Origin of the sequence: Bdellovibrio bacteriovorus str. Tiberius, from assembly GCF_000317895.1 — a bacterium.
Lineage (GTDB): Bacteria > Bdellovibrionota > Bdellovibrionia > Bdellovibrionales > Bdellovibrionaceae > Bdellovibrio > Bdellovibrio bacteriovorus_F.
Window position 1 is genome coordinate 62464 of sequence record NC_019567.1, and the last position, 16900, is coordinate 79363.

At 48.8% G+C, this 16900-nt stretch carries 14 protein-coding genes and 1 tRNA gene; 10 read left to right on the forward strand and 5 right to left on the reverse strand.

Annotation, left to right across the window (positions count from 1 at the left end):
* Window positions 1-51 precede the first annotated feature (51 nt).
* From prfA to murA, 3 genes are read left to right on the forward strand one after another with little or no spacing between them, the layout of a single operon-like run.
* Window positions 52-1125 carry a peptide chain release factor 1 gene (gene prfA / locus BDT_RS00320; protein WP_015089271.1) on the forward strand — a complete coding sequence of 358 codons (1074 nt, stop codon included), beginning with the start codon at window positions 52-54 and terminating at the stop codon, window positions 1123-1125.
* A 3-nt stretch (window positions 1126-1128) separates the two neighbouring features.
* Window positions 1129-2010: a peptide chain release factor N(5)-glutamine methyltransferase gene (gene prmC / locus BDT_RS00325; protein WP_015089272.1), complete on the forward strand. Its 882-nt coding sequence runs from the start codon at window positions 1129-1131 to the stop codon at window positions 2008-2010.
* Entirely contained in the window at window positions 2003-3256 is a 1254-nt protein-coding gene (gene murA / locus BDT_RS00330; protein ID WP_041576733.1) for a UDP-N-acetylglucosamine 1-carboxyvinyltransferase, read from the forward strand. The genes prmC and murA overlap by 8 nt, the downstream gene beginning before the upstream one ends.
* 41 nt (window positions 3257-3297) lie before the next feature.
* Here murA and BDT_RS00335 read toward each other — a convergent pair whose 3' ends face one another.
* From BDT_RS00335 to BDT_RS00345, 3 genes are all read right to left on the reverse strand, one after another.
* Window positions 3298-4095, reverse strand: coding sequence for a trypsin-like serine peptidase (locus BDT_RS00335; protein WP_015089274.1), 798 nt, complete (start codon window positions 4093-4095; stop codon window positions 3298-3300).
* A gap of 131 nt (window positions 4096-4226) precedes the next feature.
* Entirely contained in the window at window positions 4227-5129 is a 903-nt protein-coding gene (locus BDT_RS00340) for a polysaccharide deacetylase family protein (RefSeq protein WP_015089275.1), read from the reverse strand.
* A gap of 141 nt (window positions 5130-5270) precedes the next feature.
* Window positions 5271-5669, reverse strand: coding sequence for a hypothetical protein (locus BDT_RS00345; protein WP_011162695.1), 399 nt, complete (start codon window positions 5667-5669; stop codon window positions 5271-5273).
* A gap of 260 nt (window positions 5670-5929) precedes the next feature.
* Here BDT_RS00345 and BDT_RS00350 point away from each other — a divergent pair, with 260 nt between their 5' ends.
* From BDT_RS00350 to BDT_RS00380, 7 genes are all read left to right on the forward strand, one after another.
* A complete protein-coding gene (locus BDT_RS00350; protein ID WP_015089277.1) occupies window positions 5930-8827 on the forward strand; it encodes a tetratricopeptide repeat protein in 2898 nt (965 codons plus the stop codon).
* 27 nt (window positions 8828-8854) lie between these two features.
* Window positions 8855-9163: a hypothetical protein gene (locus BDT_RS00355; protein WP_015089278.1), complete on the forward strand. Its 309-nt coding sequence runs from the start codon at window positions 8855-8857 to the stop codon at window positions 9161-9163.
* Window positions 9164-9195: 32 nt separating this feature from the next.
* Window positions 9196-10491 (forward strand): serine--tRNA ligase, encoded by a 1296-nt coding sequence (serS, locus tag BDT_RS00360; RefSeq protein ID WP_011162698.1) that lies wholly within the window; start codon window positions 9196-9198, stop codon window positions 10489-10491.
* Window positions 10492-10587: 96 nt separating this feature from the next.
* Window positions 10588-10677, forward strand: a tRNA-Ser gene (locus BDT_RS00365).
* A gap of 194 nt (window positions 10678-10871) precedes the next feature.
* A complete protein-coding gene (locus tag BDT_RS00370) occupies window positions 10872-11687 on the forward strand; it encodes a DUF4476 domain-containing protein (RefSeq protein ID WP_015089279.1) in 816 nt (271 codons plus the stop codon).
* A 45-nt stretch (window positions 11688-11732) separates the two neighbouring features.
* Complete coding sequence (locus BDT_RS00375) at window positions 11733-12362, forward strand: DedA family protein (protein WP_041578188.1); 630 nt, start codon at window positions 11733-11735, stop codon at window positions 12360-12362.
* A gap of 241 nt (window positions 12363-12603) precedes the next feature.
* On the forward strand, window positions 12604-12927 hold the full coding sequence (locus BDT_RS00380) for a hypothetical protein (protein WP_041576737.1): 324 nt from the start codon (window positions 12604-12606) through the stop codon (window positions 12925-12927).
* A gap of 65 nt (window positions 12928-12992) precedes the next feature.
* Here the strand turns inward: BDT_RS00380 and BDT_RS00385 are convergent, their stop codons facing one another.
* Both BDT_RS00385 and BDT_RS00390 read right to left on the reverse strand, forming a co-directional pair.
* Window positions 12993-14939, reverse strand: coding sequence for an adenylate cyclase (locus BDT_RS00385; protein WP_148278643.1), 1947 nt, complete (start codon window positions 14937-14939; stop codon window positions 12993-12995).
* On the reverse strand, window positions 14923-16755 hold the full coding sequence (locus BDT_RS00390) for a hypothetical protein (RefSeq protein ID WP_158320213.1): 1833 nt from the start codon (window positions 16753-16755) through the stop codon (window positions 14923-14925). Before BDT_RS00390 ends, BDT_RS00385 begins: the two co-directional genes overlap by 17 nt.
* Window positions 16756-16900: the final 145 nt, after the last annotated feature.

Below are 16900 nucleotides of genomic sequence, written 5' to 3' on the forward strand. Positions count from 1 at the left end.
CATGATTTATCAGACCTATCAATCGATCCGTTAGTACCAGGAGCCTCAGCCATGTTCTCGAAGTTGGATGCAGTCGAATCTCGTTACGAAGAAGTCAATATGGCTCTTCAAAGACCGGACATTGCCTCTAATCAGACGCAATACCGTGCTTTGATGAAAGAACTGGGAAATCTGGAAAAGATCGTTCTGGTTTATCGCGACTATCGCAAAAAAACTGAAAATCTGAAAGCCAGCAAAGAGCTTCTGACTGCGGAACAGGATGCAGAAATGCGTGAACTGATCCGTGAAGAGGTGAAAGAGCTTGAGGCTGAGCTACCTGATCTTGAACAACAGCTTAAAATCGCATTGATTCCCAAAGACCCGAACGACGACAAGAATACCATTCTTGAGATTCGTGCCGGTGCCGGCGGGGACGAGGCGGCTTTGTTCGCGGATGAAATGTTCCGCGGCTATGTTCACTATGCGACTTCTCAGGGCTGGAAAGTGGAAATGATCTCTTTCTCTGAAGGTAATGCCGGTGGCGCCAAAGAGATCATTGCCAGCATCACCGGTGACTCGGTCTTCAGTAAAATGAAGTTTGAGTCCGGTGTTCACCGCGTTCAGCGTGTTCCTAAAACGGAAGCCGCAGGCCGTATCCACACGTCCACTGTGACAGTGGCGGTGATCCCAGAGGTTGAGGTTTCTGAAATCAAGATCCCGATGTCTGACGTGAGAATTGAGACCATGCGTTCTCAGGGTTCCGGCGGTCAGTCGGTGAACAGAACTGAATCAGCGGTTCGTGTCGTGCATTTGCCGACAGGTATCGACGTAAAATGTCAGGAAGGTAAATCACAGTCCACGAACCGTGAGCGTGCTTTCCAGATCCTTTACGCAAAACTGCAGCAGATCGAGGACGAAAAGGCCCGTAAAGAGGCTTCCGATGTCCGTCTGGAGCAAATCGGTACGGGAGATCGCTCGGAGCGCATCCGCACTTACAACTTCCCTCAGACCCGCATTACCGATCACCGTATCGGTTTGACGATCCACCAGCTGGATCAGGTCATGAGTGGTTCATTTGAGTTGCTGATCGACCCACTCGTTGCTAACTTCCAGGCAGAGGCACTTAAAAAACAAACCTCTGCTTAAAGAATGAAACTCAAAGAAATACTCGATAAAACCACAGCTTTCTTCAAAGACAAAAAAATCGATACTCCACGTTTGGATGCGGAACTGCTTTTGGCCCATGGGCTGAAACTGGAACGCATTCAGCTTTATTTGCGCTTTGACCAGCCGATGAAGGATGAAGAGCTGGCCGTTCTGCGTGAACTGGTCCGCCGTCGTGCTTCGGGGGAACCTGTGGCATACATCCTGGGCTATCGCGATTTCTTTAATCACCGTTTTGAGGTGAACAACCAAGTGCTGATCCCGCGCCCGGAAACAGAACACATTGTTGAAGACGTGCTTGCCTGGGCTTCCGATAAAGAAGCTTCCTTGGGTCTTGTTGATCTGGGGTGTGGTTCGGGGTGCATTGGACTAAGTTTGTTGAAGGAATATCCGAACGCGAAACTGATCGCCGTGGACCTGCTTCCGGGGGCTATTGAAGTCGCCCAAAGAAATGCGCAAGCCCTTGAGGTGGCTGATCGGGTTCAATTCCTGAACTTGGATGCGGGGAATGTGGAAGCCATCATGTCGGCTTACAAGGACTTCACCGGTTTGAGCGGTATTGATGTGCTGGTCTCCAACCCTCCTTACATCGCTTCGGATGACCCGCAGGTGGAAGAAAACGTTAAGAAGTTTGAACCCAACTCGGCTTTGTATGCCGAAGACAGCGGCCTGGCCCTACTAAAGGGATGGTCCCAAGCTTTCGCCCCCTACCTGAAGAAGCCGGGCTTGATGTTGATGGAAATGGGAATGAGTCAGGGGCCGGCGATGAAGCAGGTCTATGAAAGCTTAAAAATATTTAACGAAATCAGTGTCATCAAAGATCTTTCTGGGCATGATAGAGTCATCCGCGGAGAAACACATGGATAAAATGGTCGTCATGGGCAATGGCCCACTAAAAGGTACTGTCGCTACGAGTGGTGCAAAGAATGCCGCTCTTCCAATTTTGTTTTCGACTCTTCTTGCTGAAGGCAATCACGTCTTTACAAATATGCCGAAGCTGAAGGACATCGAATCCACTTCTGAACTTCTGAACAGCTTGGGTTGTGAAACGAAGTGGGTGGGTGAAGAGTTTCACGTCACTGTGAATAAACCTTCTTCTTTCGAAGCTTCTTACGACCTGGTTCGCAAGATGCGCGCAAGCTTTCTGTGCATGGGCCCGATGCTGGCAAAATACGGTGAAGCCGTTGTTTCCCAGCCGGGTGGTTGTGCTATCGGAAGCCGTCCAATTGATCTGCACCTTGATGGTTTCAGAGCTTTGGGCGCTACCATCACGCAAAAAGAAGGTTACGTTCACGCAGGTTCCCCGAAACTAAAAGGTGGAACTTTCCTGTTTGAAACTGTGACGGTGGGTGGAACGGAGAACGTGATGATGGCAGCAACACTTGCTGATGGAATCACAGTTCTGGAAAATGCTGCCAAAGAACCCGAGATTGTGGATCTGGCTGAATATCTGAACAAGATGGGCGCAAAGATCACCGGTCATGGTACCAGCGTGATTCGCATTGAAGGCGTGGCAAAACTGACGCCGGCAAAACACTCCATCATGCCAGATCGTATTGAAGCTGGAACTTTGCTGATTGCGGGCGCGATCACCAAAGGCCAAGTGACGGTGACCAAGTGTGTGCCGGCTCACCTGGAGGCATTGATCCTGAAAATGCGCGAAGCGGGCTTCAAGATTGAAACCACTAAAGACACTATGACGGTCTTCCCTTGTGATCAGTGGGAGGCGGTGGATATCACGACGGCTCCTCACCCATTGTTCCCGACAGATCTTCAGGCGCAGTTTATGGCGCTGATGACGGTGGCTCACGGGACCAGTGTTATCACTGAAACCGTTTTCGAAAACCGTTTCATGCACGTGACTGAGCTTTGCCGTCTGGGTGCGGATATCACTCCGAAAACACGTGTGGCCGTTATCCGTGGCAGTCCTGGGCAGTTGACCGGTGCTCCGGTGATGGCGACAGACTTGCGGGCCAGTGCTTCACTGGTGCTTGCGGGCCTGGTGGCTTCGGGCGAAACCGTTGTCAGCCGCATCTATCACCTGGATCGTGGATATGAAAAGCTTGAAGACAAGCTTTCCTCCCTGGGTGCAAAGATCAGCAGAATTGAATAGCAAAGTAAAAGGCTCCTTCACGGAGCCTTTTTTATTTTTACCTACTGTCTGTTCACGCAAGCCTGCACCGCTTTTCTAAAATCAGAATTGCCAGTGATGGAAGTTCCAGAGTTCGTGTAGCGGGCGCCTGCCTTCACCACGTACTGGGCGCGACAGCCGCCATGAGTATTAATGCCAACAAGTTCATTGGTTTTTTCATTGATGACCGGCGCGCCCCAGCTGCCGTGAGATGTATCCGCATCGTGTTCAATGATGGAAGGAATCAGAAAGATTCCAGCCTTCACAAGTTTTCCATGGGAAACCTGCTGGGCAAAATGCATCTGCTCAGGATTTGAGTTAGCCGGCATGTTGCCTTGTTTGATGTCGTAAAGATCATTCAAAGCGTAGCCATAGCTGACAACACGGATCGGATCCCCGTTGTGGGATTTTCTGGTCGCCACACGATAGTAGCCTTGTGTCGCCCCCGCCTGTTTGCCGGTGACTTCGTTGGGCTTCAGTCGAAGCACGGCCCACTGCTGACCAATGCCACGGGTGTTATGGCGTTCCGTTCCTTTTTCAACGTAGTAGCGGTCTTCCAAAGCAGCAGTCTGTGGCACGCCCGCAACTGAAACCGGAATATTAAATTCTGCATAATCACGATCCAATGCGCACGCACCAACAGTCACAACACAGCTGTCGCTGACCAGAGTGACGTTGCAGCCCTTGGTTTCGCCTTCTTTCACAAGTCTGCCGACTTTGCTGTCAAAGGAAAGCGCACGATCGTCAGATTTACCGCAGATATCGGCGTACGAAACAGATGCGAACAAAGAAGCCATCAGAACAAAAGCAACGAACTTCATAGGAACCTTTCTAAAAAATTTAGAAAGGTCTTATGGAAATTCAAAGAACAAATCAAAACAAAGATCACCACTGCAACCATTGGCTGCGCAAACACATGCGTTCCAAAAATTAACAGAAACAGAAAGTGAATTTACAAACCAAGAGCATCCATTTTTTCTTTTTCATAGGTGTCGTTTTCGCCGGGATAACGAAGTTCTGCTTCATGCTTTCCACTTTCTTTTGCCAGTGCCCAGATCAGGCTTTGTCCTGAAGGCATGCTGTCGGGAAGCTTTGTGAAGACCGGATCTTTGAATGCTATTTTGGCGTCGATGACTTTCCATCCGCGTTTTTTAAACATCGCAATCAAATCATCCAGGAAAAGTGCATTCACCAGATTATAGTGGACCAATAAGGTGTGCTTCACTTCATGACCCAGAACCTTTTTGGAAAGGTCGTTGTAGTATTGAGCGCGATCCCACATGTGCTGCAGATAAAAGTCACGGAACTTGGAAAGGTCAAAGTTGGGATCAGCGCCAAGTTTGTCGCGCAGGCGGCGGTCCACATACCAGTCGGAAGCATCAATGGTCACATGCCCGTTGCGATAGGAATTTTTCTTCATCCATTCACGAACGGCATCGCGCTTTTCAGCAGTGTCCCCTTCCGCCAGCATGGGAAAGCGGAAAATCTTTTCAAAGTTCTTCTGGTTTTTCAGCTGCTCTTCGCACTGCTGGATTTCAGCGATCTCGTCAGTGACGCTGACCTTGGCATCGAATCGTTTGTGATTCACCGTGTGGTTGCCGATCAGGTGGCCTTGGCGCGACCACTCAGCCAGCAGCTTTTCATCGCGGGGGGATTTCAGGTGTTTGCATGTCACAAACAAGGCGGCTTTGACTTTATGTTTTTTCAGGGCGCTTAAGATGGCTTCGTTTCTTTTGTCGGCCGGAAGGCGGGTGTCTTCATGCACATTAAAGTCGTCCATGGTGATGCTGACTTCAGCGGCCTGGGTGAAACTGGAAACAACAAGAGATGCAAAAACAGCGATGAGTGATTTCATAAATCAACCATGGCATTGAATTTCAAATTTTTGAATTTTAAAAAAAGAAAAGGCCTGCAAGGAGGGGGATCCGCAGGCCTTTTAAGAGAAAAAAACAGTCTCAGCCCGCGGAGGGGATGGGGCTGAGACTTATGATTGAGATTACTGAGTAACCTCGCTGATACCAAACACAAAGAAGACGACCGTTTTGTTCCCGAAGCCGAAACCAGGGAGGGGGTCCACAGTTTCCAGCTCAAAATTGGGAGCAAGTTGATGTTCAAGTTCAATACCGCTCATCATAACTTTAAAACCAATGTAAGGAGTCAGGTCGATTTGTGACTTCAAAAGGAAGAATGTTTGCTGGTCAGCCATCGCCAAAACGAGAGAGCCGTCAGCCAAAGCCACGATTTCACCTGTGTGAGTTTTGAAGTTGTAGTTTTGAAGATCGGAAACACCGACTTCTTCGCCCATTGCATTGTTTGGCAAAACACCAGCGCGCGCTACAGCGGAAATCGCCAGTACTACCAAGATGTATGCTGCAATCAAAGCGTTACGAATCACTACTTACTCCCCAAATCACGAACTTACGAAGACCTATAAAGCAAAGGCTGTGCCAACATGAGACAGCCATGGAAATGCGTTTAATTCGATTTGATGTCTACCAGGCTCGACTTAAGCACTCAAATCGGAACCAGAGGTAATTCCATTATGGGTTTCAGGTTCTATTCTGGAACCAGTTTCCTTGACCAAAGCACAGACCTTTTTACGAACCCTTAAGCATCGTAACCTTTGTCAAAAAACCTTTGTATAATCAGGTGTCTATGTCACGCATTCAGGTCACTTGGGTTGTTAAAACTAGAAAAGGTCAGGTCAAAGGACCTTACTCTACTGAAGCCATTCTTAAAATGATTGGTGAGGGTGTCTTTTCCGGTCAGGAGATGATTTCAAAACTTCCCGATGGCCAATGGACTTTGATTTCCAAAGAGCCTGCTTTCTATGACAAACTTCTGGAAGCTTTGGAAGGCGTCGTTGATGTCGATCCGAAAAAAGCCCAGAAGATGGAAGCTGAAACCGTGATCGTGCAGGCGCCGAAAACTCCGCGCAACAACACGAACCCTCACAGCGCCCCTTCTGCCGATAGCTTTGCGAACATTCAACCGCAAAAGCCATTGTTGCAGCAAATCGACGTGCTGGATACGCCGGCCTATGTTCCTCCGGCGCAGAAGATTGCTTCCGTCAGCTCGGGTGATTCCAAGTCTGATTCGGTGATTGAACTTTCCAATATTAAGAACATGGAAAAAGGCGAGATCGCCAAGTCCCTGAAAATCCCCGCTTTGATTTTGATGGTGGTGATTGTTCTGGGGGTGTTCTTGCTATGGGACACCGGTCCCGCGGACGGATCCAAGATTCATCTTTTAGCACCCGGCAAGTCCACCGCCACGCTTTCAGATCAGCAGATCAAAGAAAAGCTGAACGAAGCCCTGTTTGCGATGGAGCAAGACACGTTTGAATCTTACGTGGCAGCTCAAAACAAACTGGTCAGCATCGTTGAAGGTGCGCCGATGAACATCGAAGTGCGTGCACTTCTTTGTGTGGTGTACTTTGAGTTGTGGCCGTTTGCGGTTCAAGATGCCCAGGATATTAAAACCATCGCCGGGATCACTCAAGCCACGCGGGCTTTGAATGTAATCAGCCCGTTTGGACAGGTGTGTGAATCAGTAAAGCTGATGACGGCGGGCCGCTACAAAGAAGCCAAGGGCACTATCGAGGCGACGCTGGAAGGGTCTGAACCTTTTTCGCTGTTGCCGGTGCTTTATGATTTCAAGGCCGAGCTTTTGGCGGGTGAAAAAGACTTTGTCAATGCCGTGCCTTACTATGAAAAAGCCGCCCAGCTTTGGGAAAAATGGCTGCATCCGCAGGTCGCCTTGGCTGAAGCGCTTTACCATCAGGGGGATTTCACTTCGGCTGCCGGTATTCTTAGAAATGTTCTGGCAAAAAACCCCAAACACAAAGAAGCCAAAGTGTTTGCCGGGATCGTGGAATACAACGGCTTTAAAAAATCCGATACAGCTTATGCGTTTTTGAATTCTGCCCTGGAATCAAAAGGTCGCATCCCGTCTTTGATTGAGGCGGAAGGTTTCGGCGCGTTGGCTGAAATCTTTGTTCTGCGTGGAGAGAAAAAGAAAGCTCTGGAAGTCGCGCAAAGAGCCTTCGGATTAAATCCCAACAACGGCGAACTTCGCCAGTTGGTGATCCGTCTGGGTGGTACCGACAAGGTGAAGGGCGAAAAAGGCCGTAACAACGAATTGCTTTATCTGGGTGATCAGTACGTGCGCCAAGGGGACTTCCTGGCAGCCCAAGCCGAATTCAAAGCGGCCTTTGAGGCGGATCCCAAGAACGGAACCGCCGCGATGAAGGCGGCCAAAGCGTTGTGGCAACTGAATCAAAGTTTTGAAGCGATCGAGTGGTTGAATAAAGCCATTAAGGCAGAACCAAAACTGGTGTCCGCTTACGTGCTTCAGGCTGACTATATGTCTCAGCGTTTTGATTTCATCGGGGCCTTGCAGATTCTGACTAATGCCATGCGAATTGCGCCCAATAACTATGAAGTTTTGCGGGGACTGGCGCAGCTGGAGTTCCGCAAAAACAACATGCCTGGCACCGTGAACTATGCCCTGCGTGCGGCGAAAGCTTATGATGGGGATATTGATACTTATATCTTGCTGGCGAAAGCCAATGGCCTGCTGGCCCGTTCAATCATGCCGATCAACAAAAAGGAAATTGAGCGTAAAGAGAATGCCTCTAAAGATGCGATCCGCTATGCCACCAAGGCTGTGGAAATTGATGCGACCAATCCGGAAGCTCAAATCACTTACGCCAAGATGCTGGCGCAGACCAACGGGGTGGATTCCGGGATCACTTACCTGAACGAGCTGATCAAGCGCTTTTCGTACACTCTGGATTACCGAATCGCTTTGGCGGAAGTATATAAATCCGAAGATCGCTACAGTCAGGCCAAGGACATTTATGAAAAGGTCGCCGAGGCCGATCCGCGCAACAAGAAAGCATGGTTGGGCTTGGGTGAAAGTGAAAAGGCTTTGGGATTAAACGACAAAGCCCTGAAGGCGTTCTTAAGTGCCGCCGTTTTGGATCCCACTGATGGGGAGGCTTTATTCCAGGCCGGGAAACTGTATCTGGAAACCAGCCGTTTTGAAGAGGCCATTCAGCAGTTTAAACGGGTGCAGCGTCTGAACGCCAACTACCCGCGCACGCACTATTATGTTGGTAAGGCGGCGTTTGCTTCGGGGGATTTTGCGACGGCTCTGGAAGCGTCCAAGTCCGAGAAGAAGCTGAATCCGAACGTGGCTGATTCCTATATTCTGGCAGCGGAAGTGTTCACCGCCCGCCGGCAGTATGCCGAATGTGCGGCAGAGTACTCAACCGCCATGAAGCTTCGTCCGCAAGGGGCGGATATTTACGTGAAGTCCGCCCAGTGTTACCGCCAGTCGGGATCCCTGGATGTGGCTGAAGACATGCTGGCTCTGGCATCGGCCCGCGAAAGCGGATATGCGGAAATCTACCGGGAGCAAGGGGCCATTTACGAAATGAAGGGCGACACCCGCTCTGCGGCGCAGGCCTACAATAAATATCTTGGCCTCTCGCCAAATGCTTTGGATCGTGCTGAAATAGAAGCGAAAATCATGAGACTGGGCAACTAGGGACGGACAACGGAAGGAATTTAAGCCATGGGAATCGGCGATAAAATGAGAGGACTTGCCTCCAGCGCACAAGAGGGCGTGAAGTCTTCAACAATCTCACTTTTTCATATCAGTTTGCGATTGATCACAGGATTGCTCCTGGGGTTGACGCTGGCTTTGATCGGCCAGGAACTGGTGGGTTACGGAACATTTGCCCTGCTTTTTGTCATGGTGGTGGTTGTGGCCGTTATCATGAAATTGCTGGCGAACTGGAGCATTGGTCAGATTTTAATTTTTGATTTGATCTGTGTGCTTGTGGTGATGCTTCTTAGAATGTATATACTGGTCGCGCCTTAGTAGAGGCGTTAGTTGGTTAAAAGGACGTTGAGATGATTGATATTAAACTTCTTGAGAAAAAAGCTGAAACCGGAACTTCTTACTATGATGAATACAAGCAGGGTCTTGTGAATCGTGGTGCTTCGACCGAAGTTCTTGAGCAGATCATGGAGCTTAATAAAAAGCGTAAAGAACTGATCACTCAGGCGGAAACGGCCAAAGCCAGTCAGAACAAACTCAGCGGTGAGATTGGCAAAATCAAACGCGAAGGCGGCGACGCTTCTGCTATTTTGGCGGAAGTCGACGTTTTGAAAACCCAGGTGAAAGAGCTTGAAGCCAAGGCTGCGGAAGCCGACCAGCAAGTGACAAACCTGGCGTTGGTGATTCCGAACAAGCCGCATTCTTCTGTGCCTGTGGGTTCTTCTGAAAAAGACAATAAAGAGATCAAAGTTGTTGGCACTCCGACCCAGTTTTCTTTCAAGGCGAAAGAACACTGGGAACTGGGTGAAGCGCTGAACATTATTGATTTCGAGCGTGCAGGTAAAACCACCGGCACTCGTTTTGCCTTCCTGAAAGGGGCGGCGGCGCAAATGGAGCGCGCGTTGATCCAGTTCATGATGGACAAACACTCCATGAAACATGGTTACACCGAAATGATTCCTCCGTTCATGGTGAACAGCAACAGTTTGTTGGGCACCGGGAACTTCCCGAAATTCAAAGAAGACGTGTTCCATCTGGAAGGCTCTGACTTGTATCTGATTCCAACCGCGGAAGTGCCGGTGACGAATTACTACAACAACGAGATCCTGGATGAAAAAGATCTGCCACAAAGCTTCTGTGCGTATTCTCCGTGCTTCCGTTCTGAAGCGGGCTCAGCGGGTCGCGACACCAAAGGTCTGATTCGTCAGCACCAGTTCGACAAGGTTGAATTGATGGTGTTTGCTCATCCGGACAAGTCCCATGAAGTTCACGAGGCTTTGACCTCCCACGCTGAACAGATCCTGATGGATCTGGAGCTTCCGTTCCGTCGTGTGCTTCTGTGCACCGGGGACATGGGCTTTGGATCTGCGAAAACTTATGATCTGGAAGTATGGTTGCCGGGTCAGAATGCGTATCGTGAGATCAGCTCTTGCTCTAACTTCGAAGATTTCCAGGCTCGTCGCGCGAACATCCGCTTCCGCAGTGCGGGTGGTAAACCTCAGTTCGTTCACACCCTGAACGGCTCTGCTTTGGCGGTGGGAAGAACCTTGGTGGCCATCCTGGAAAACTACCAGCGTGAAGACGGTTCTGTGGGCATTCCTAAGGCTTTGCAGCCTTATATGGGCGGCCGTACGGAGATTCGTAAGTAAGTCCTTTAAATCCAGGCAGCATGAGGCGGCGACCTCATGCTGCGTCATGGAAACAACTGCTTGAATACTCTCGTCAAAACCCATAAAACGGTCGACGGAGAGTTGGTAGAGCGGTTGAATACACCAGTCTTGAAAACTGGCAGCCCTTCGCGGGGCTCGAGGGTTCGAATCCCTCACTCTCCGCCATTTTTGCCTTAGCAAAAATCCTCTAATGCTCCAATTTCTAATTTCTTTTCCCAATTCATAGTAAAGCAAGTTTTTCCGTGCGCAAAAATGGCTGGAAATTAGATATTAGAAATTGGATTGGCATCTGAATAAATCTCCATTGCCTTTAAATCCCCGTATTGATTAGATCTGCTTAAAACAATGAGGTGATCACTATGTCGGTTCTTTCCAAGATCTGTGTTTCATTGATGGCTTTGGCATTTCTTGCTGGCTGTGACAGCGGCGGCGGTGGTTCTAAAGATGGCAACAACAACACCAACGGAAAACCCAGCGTAAAAAACCGCATCAATTGGTCTTCCATTCCTTCCAAATACAATCCCTCTATTGAAGACGTTGAGTTCCGCGTGGACGGTTATGAAAAGATCAACGTGAACGTCTTTGGTTTTGATGACGACGTGGAAGTGGTCTATTCCAAAGATCTGCCTGCCGACTCCGGATTCCTGCGTATCTATCGTGTCTGGGCGAAATCGGCTTCCTGGGGTTCTGTGAATGAAAGACCCAACGGCACCACTTTGGATCTGATTGGTAACGGCAGCTATTCTTGTTCTATAGCCACCAGCAACCGTGAAATCGTGCAGCTTGAAGGCGGCTGTTATGTGCGCATTCAGGTCTTCATGCCAGCGGGTGCCGAAATCGAGGTTTATAACGTCAACAAACTGATGACCAAAAGATTCTTTGCCATCAAAACGGATGTGATGCTGGAACAACTCGACAGAGCCTCCCGGGATGAAGACAAGTTTGCGGTGATTGAAACTTATCTGGCTTCTTATCGCGGGTTGAAAAAGAAACCGGAAATGCAGGCGGTTCAGCTGGGTGACGTGGTATCTGAATTCCCGTTCTCTGAAGGAAAATTCAAAGCGCTTCGTTTGTTGCATGCGACAGTTGTGGACCGAGAAAACCTGTCCAAGATGATTGAAGACAGATTCAGTTACTTCGATCGCGCAGAGGCCCGCCGCATCGTCGGGATCTGATTTTTCTTGCGCTTGGGGGCCAATGCTAAGATTCTGGCCCCTATGATGGAACTCATTGATATTATATTGCACCTTGATAAGCACATCGCTGAATGGATCGTTTTCTTCGGACCATGGCTGTATGTGATTCTTTTCCTGATCATCTTTGCCGAAACCGGCCTGGTGGTGACACCGTTCCTGCCGGGGGATTCCCTGCTGTTTGCACTGGGTGCTTTCACCGCGGTGGAAGGTGGTTTGAATCTTTGGGTGATTCTGATCAGTCTGACCATCGCCGGGATTCTGGGCGACACCGTGAACTATCATATCGGGAAGTATTTAGGACCGAAGGTCTTTGAGTCGGACTCCCGCTTCTTCAAGAAAAAATATCTGGAACAAACCCATGCCTTCTATGAGCGCTGGGGAGCTTTTACAATTGTAGCTGCCCGTTTTGCTCCGATCGTTCGCACGTTTGCACCGTTTGTTGCTGGTATCGGTGAAATGGAATACCGCAAGTTCATCGTTTACAACATCGGTGGCGCGATTGCGTGGGTGTGGATCTTTGTTCTGGCAGGTCACTTCTTCGGAAATCTTCCGGTGGTGAAGCAGAACTTCCATATCGTGATCTTCGGTGTGATCGGTGTTTCTTTGTTGCCGATGGTGTGGCCGTGGGTTTCAAGTAAATTCAAGAAAGCCTAGATAATCATCTTAGAATTTCGAAGCCCTGATGAAGAACCATCAGGGCTTTTTTGTATGTTGCACCGATGTTTCATTCTGAGACTGGAATCGCAAATTGTCCAAAAAGTCGGACATCGACAATCAATCGCATTTATATGAGTGCTCGCGCGCCGTAGAATGTATACAATTTTATGTCGATGATTTGAAGCCTGAATACTTCGGTGAGGTCAAAATGATTTTGAGCAAATTTGAGGGGTTTTAAATGATTACCAAATTAGAAGATAGAAAGAAATTATTGATAAATAAAGTCGAAGTTAGTTTGCCGGCAGCTGTAAGAGGGTATTTGGAGTTCCAAGGTCTGGCAGTTGTTGTTCTTGAAAGAGAATATAGCTTGAGAAATATATATGCATATACTGCATCTGGTGAACTGAAGTGGATTATTGAACCGGTACCTTTTCAGGTCGCTCCCCCTGGATACTCAATGGTTGCGAATGAAAATGGTCAGCTGTTGGCCGTGGCAAAAGGAACATATGTTGTAGACTTTAATACGGGAGAAATTTTGAAGGAGATCAAGGAGTATAAGTAAAGTCGATTTTGCTTTGGGTAACTTCATAAATAGGAAATGACGAGTTCCGGCGGTTGACTGAGATCTTAGGAGATCTTCCGCAAGAGATCTTTTAACATTGGATTGGTCTCGAAAAATATAGGGTCGGTATTTTTGTAGTGTTCTCCGAGAGACCTTACCACAAAACGTCCGCTGGCTTGGAATAGCGGATTCTTGGAATCCAGATATTCCTTCAGCTTCTCGGCAAGTTCCTTGTCAATATTACGTTTACCACTGACTAACAAAGCATCCGCAGAAACTCGGTTGTTCTTGGAATATACAAACCGTCTTAAGAAAGCGATGTCTTCCGCAAGGTCACCCAATACGATGATGGTATTGGCCTGAACGCGCGGGTCCGCATGTTCTAGACAAGAGCTTAGAACTTCCAGCAGGGATTCTTTCACCAGATAAGAAGGCACGAAGTTCGATGCTAGCGAGATAGCGGCAGAAAGAACTTTGTCGTTAGCTTTCCCGGTTTTGTTGGCGTTTTGAATGGTTCGCAGGAAGCTTGTGAAGGCTTCGGCCTGCATATCCCCGCTCATTCGCACCTTGTAGGTTTTCAAGATACCAAAGGCCGTGAAGAAAGACTGATCTTTTCCAGATTCAATTTCAGCACTTAAAAATTCATATGCGGCGCACAGGTCTTCATCACTGCGGAAGTAAGTCAGAAGGCTCACGTCTTTCTGCAAAGCTTCAGTCACCGTGGTGAAGTTTTTTGCGCGGAACAAAGTCGAAGGCTTGGAGAAGCCTTTCAGCAAGGTTTCTTTGGTGTCAGAGACGGTGCAAAGACCCTCCACCGAATCGGCGGCTTCCGCATAGAATGTGACCGAACTTGAAGCTTTGTCATCCACCTGGCTTAGAAGACGTGCGGATTCAATTAGCGGCAGACCGCTCAGGGCAAAGCCAGAATCCTGATTCACAAAACGAATCTTACCCAGAACAAAACTGCCTTTCACTTTGAAATAGTGATCGGCCCCTTCGGGAAGGCTCGCCTCAATCTGCTGAGCGGCTTCAAAGACACTGCGCAGGCACGCCAGCGCCAGGGCTTGGGAATTCTGTTTGTCTTCTTTGATATGAAAAACGATTTCATCCCCCACGTACTGATAGATCAAACCGTTATAGCGTTCGATCAGTTCGCGGGCTTTGATGAAGTAGGTGTTCATGATCTCGGTGACGTATTCGTCCTTCTTATCCAGGAAGATCTGCGTGTATCCGTTCAGATCCACGCGGATCATGGTGCTTTGGAAAGCATAGGGAGCTTTCTGGCCGGACTTCATTTCGTGCAGGATCGCCGGGGTCAGGGAATCTGAGTAGTAGCGATTCTCGTACTCCAAGTACTTTTTGGTGCTTTCATAGCTTTGGGTGGCCGTGAGAAGTGTTTGACCCTCTTTGGAAAGTGACTTGAGGTTTGCAAGCTTCGATCGGTCGCGGTTTGCCAGAATCTGGGTCAGGTTGATGATGTCTTTTAAGAACAGGTAGACGACTAAGCCAACCATCAAGGTCACAATGATAAGTTCTTGCAGGATCATGCCCTTCATTAACCAGATGTTTTGTTTCATGATTTCGGTGCGGTCCTGAAAGACGCCGGTCGTAAACCGATAGTCCATCAATTTGACTGTGCGGAATGCCAGGAGGTCATTTTGTAGAAGCTGATTAAAGACCTGATAGTCAACGTTGATTCCCTCAAGATTATTGAAGTTGTTATACCAGGTCACTACTTCAGTGCCGTTCTGAAGGATGTAGAAGTCAATCAGATGAATCTTGCGGGCGTTCTCTAGTCGATCTTTCAGCAATGCGAAATTTTCAGTAATCACCAATGGAGTGAAGGACTCCTGTACGAATTGCATTTGGCTTTGTCGGCGCAAGATTTCTTTTTCTGTCAGATCACGAACGTTGAAGTAAAACTGAATGGAGCTTGAAATAATATAGGCCAGCCAGAAGACACCGACAATCAAAAGGACCACAGATTTGCTGCGTTTATTTTTGGCGGACAAAGCGATCCCCTTGATCCAGGAAAATTACTTCGCCCTTGGAGGCTCCAACGGAGTTTCCATAGAGGTCCAGAACGGTGATTTTCTGTGACTCCAGTTGTTTGCCAAACGCGGGGTCAGACAGTCTCTGTTTTGCTTGTGAATAATTGCTGCGAGAGATGAAGGTGATCACTTCCTCACGAGCTGCTGATGCGGAAGCTCCCTCTCGATTTGCCGATTTATCCAACTTTTTATCAGCTGCCTTTGGGGCTGTGGTGGCCTCAGAAACGGCGGCTGGCCCTCGAGCGGGACCCGGTGCGCCGACATTACTACCGCCGGAAATTGATCCGATGTTTGAGCTTAGGGAGGAGCCTGTAAGACCTCCGCCGGATGAGCCCTCTGAGGCGGAGGCCACCTCGGAGGATCTACCAGCACTTGCAGCTGAAATAGAAGTTTGAGCTGTGGGGGCGGTGTCTGATGCAATGTTTCTGGAGCGAGAATCAGATGCAGGTTCCTTTGTGGTTGGTGCCTGTGATCCGTCAAGAGTGATTTGTTCCACCACTCGCTCATTAGTGCCGACTGAATTTCGTGCACTTGCCGCCAATAAATCTGCTGCCGGATTCTTTGTGGAAGACGTGACTTTATTAACACTTGTGCTAGCGGCCGAACGGGACACCTCGGAGGAAGAGGAATTATTGGAGGCCAAAGATGTGTCACCAGCAACGGCCTGTGTGCTCAGGGCGCCCATCATATTGTTCGCAAGTCTCATAACTCCGTTGCTTTCAGATGCAGATCGTACGAGCGCCTGCTGAGAGCCTGATTCTGTGGCTGGTGGTGGGTTGGAGATGGACTCGGACAGCTGAGGTGCGGAAGGCACCTGAGACTGTGCAACCGTCATTTCAACTGGAATGCTGGCGGCCGTTTTGGTCGCCGCAGTTTGATTTGCGGTCTTTGGTGCTTCATTCGTCTTTTCGGAGGCAATAGTCCGAGTCTGATCTTTTTTTGGTGTAGCCTTGGCTGCGTCGGCTGTGTTGGCAGAACCCTTATCGGCGGCTTTATTGGCAGCGTCGGTGACACTGGCGTCGGTGATCACCTGTTGAACGCTTTTCAAGTTGCCAGGGCTAAGAGAAAGCCTATGTGATGCCTTACCACCACCGCTTTTGCAGAATTTTTCCAGTTCCGATACCTGCTTTTCATCTTTTAGACCGGCTCTGTGCAGTAGCTCGTGCTCAAGCTTGGAAGGGTCGATGAGTTTTCCAAGTTTTCTGATGTCCGAAGTATTTACCTGATCCGGATCCAGGTAAATGATTTTGGAACCCTCTTCAGTGGTCATCAGACTTTTTTGGTCTTTGTGCTTTTCGCATTTAATCAACGAGCTGAACTTGCCGTTACCTAGTTGCAAAGCTTGCAGTTTGTATTTTGCAGCGAGTAAGGCCGCCGGGGCGGTGTCTTTTGAATCGCCGGATGCATTCTTGGCGAAGTTTTCATTGGAAAGGCAGGTTCCAATTTGCCCCGCCCCTCTCAGCGCCGCATTCAACGATTGTTGCAGGCGTGAGCGCGCCTCTTTCGAAAGATTACCGCAGGATTTGTCCAACAACTTTCTATCAATGGATTCTTCGACGATTTTTTCATCCAGCGCCTCAGCGAACTGGGCGATTTTGTTTTTCACCTTGTTGAGTTCGCAATTGGCATCTGGAAGATTCATGAGCTTGGGCTCGCGAACTTGACTTCCTTTTAATCGCCACATACCCATTTCCAGGGCATAAACAATAGACCTAATTTCTTTGGGGTTGGTCTGCACGGCTTCTAACAGCACAGGTTGTCCGTCTTTGAAGTGCACAGCGACTTCCGTGGAGTCTTTTTTGATGTACCAAAGATCCACGCTTCCATCTAAATCGCTATCCAGACGCACGTCTTCGTAATTTTTATAAGAGATCACGAATTGACCCACTCGTTCATCCGGATTGTAGATGATCTCTTCCGGC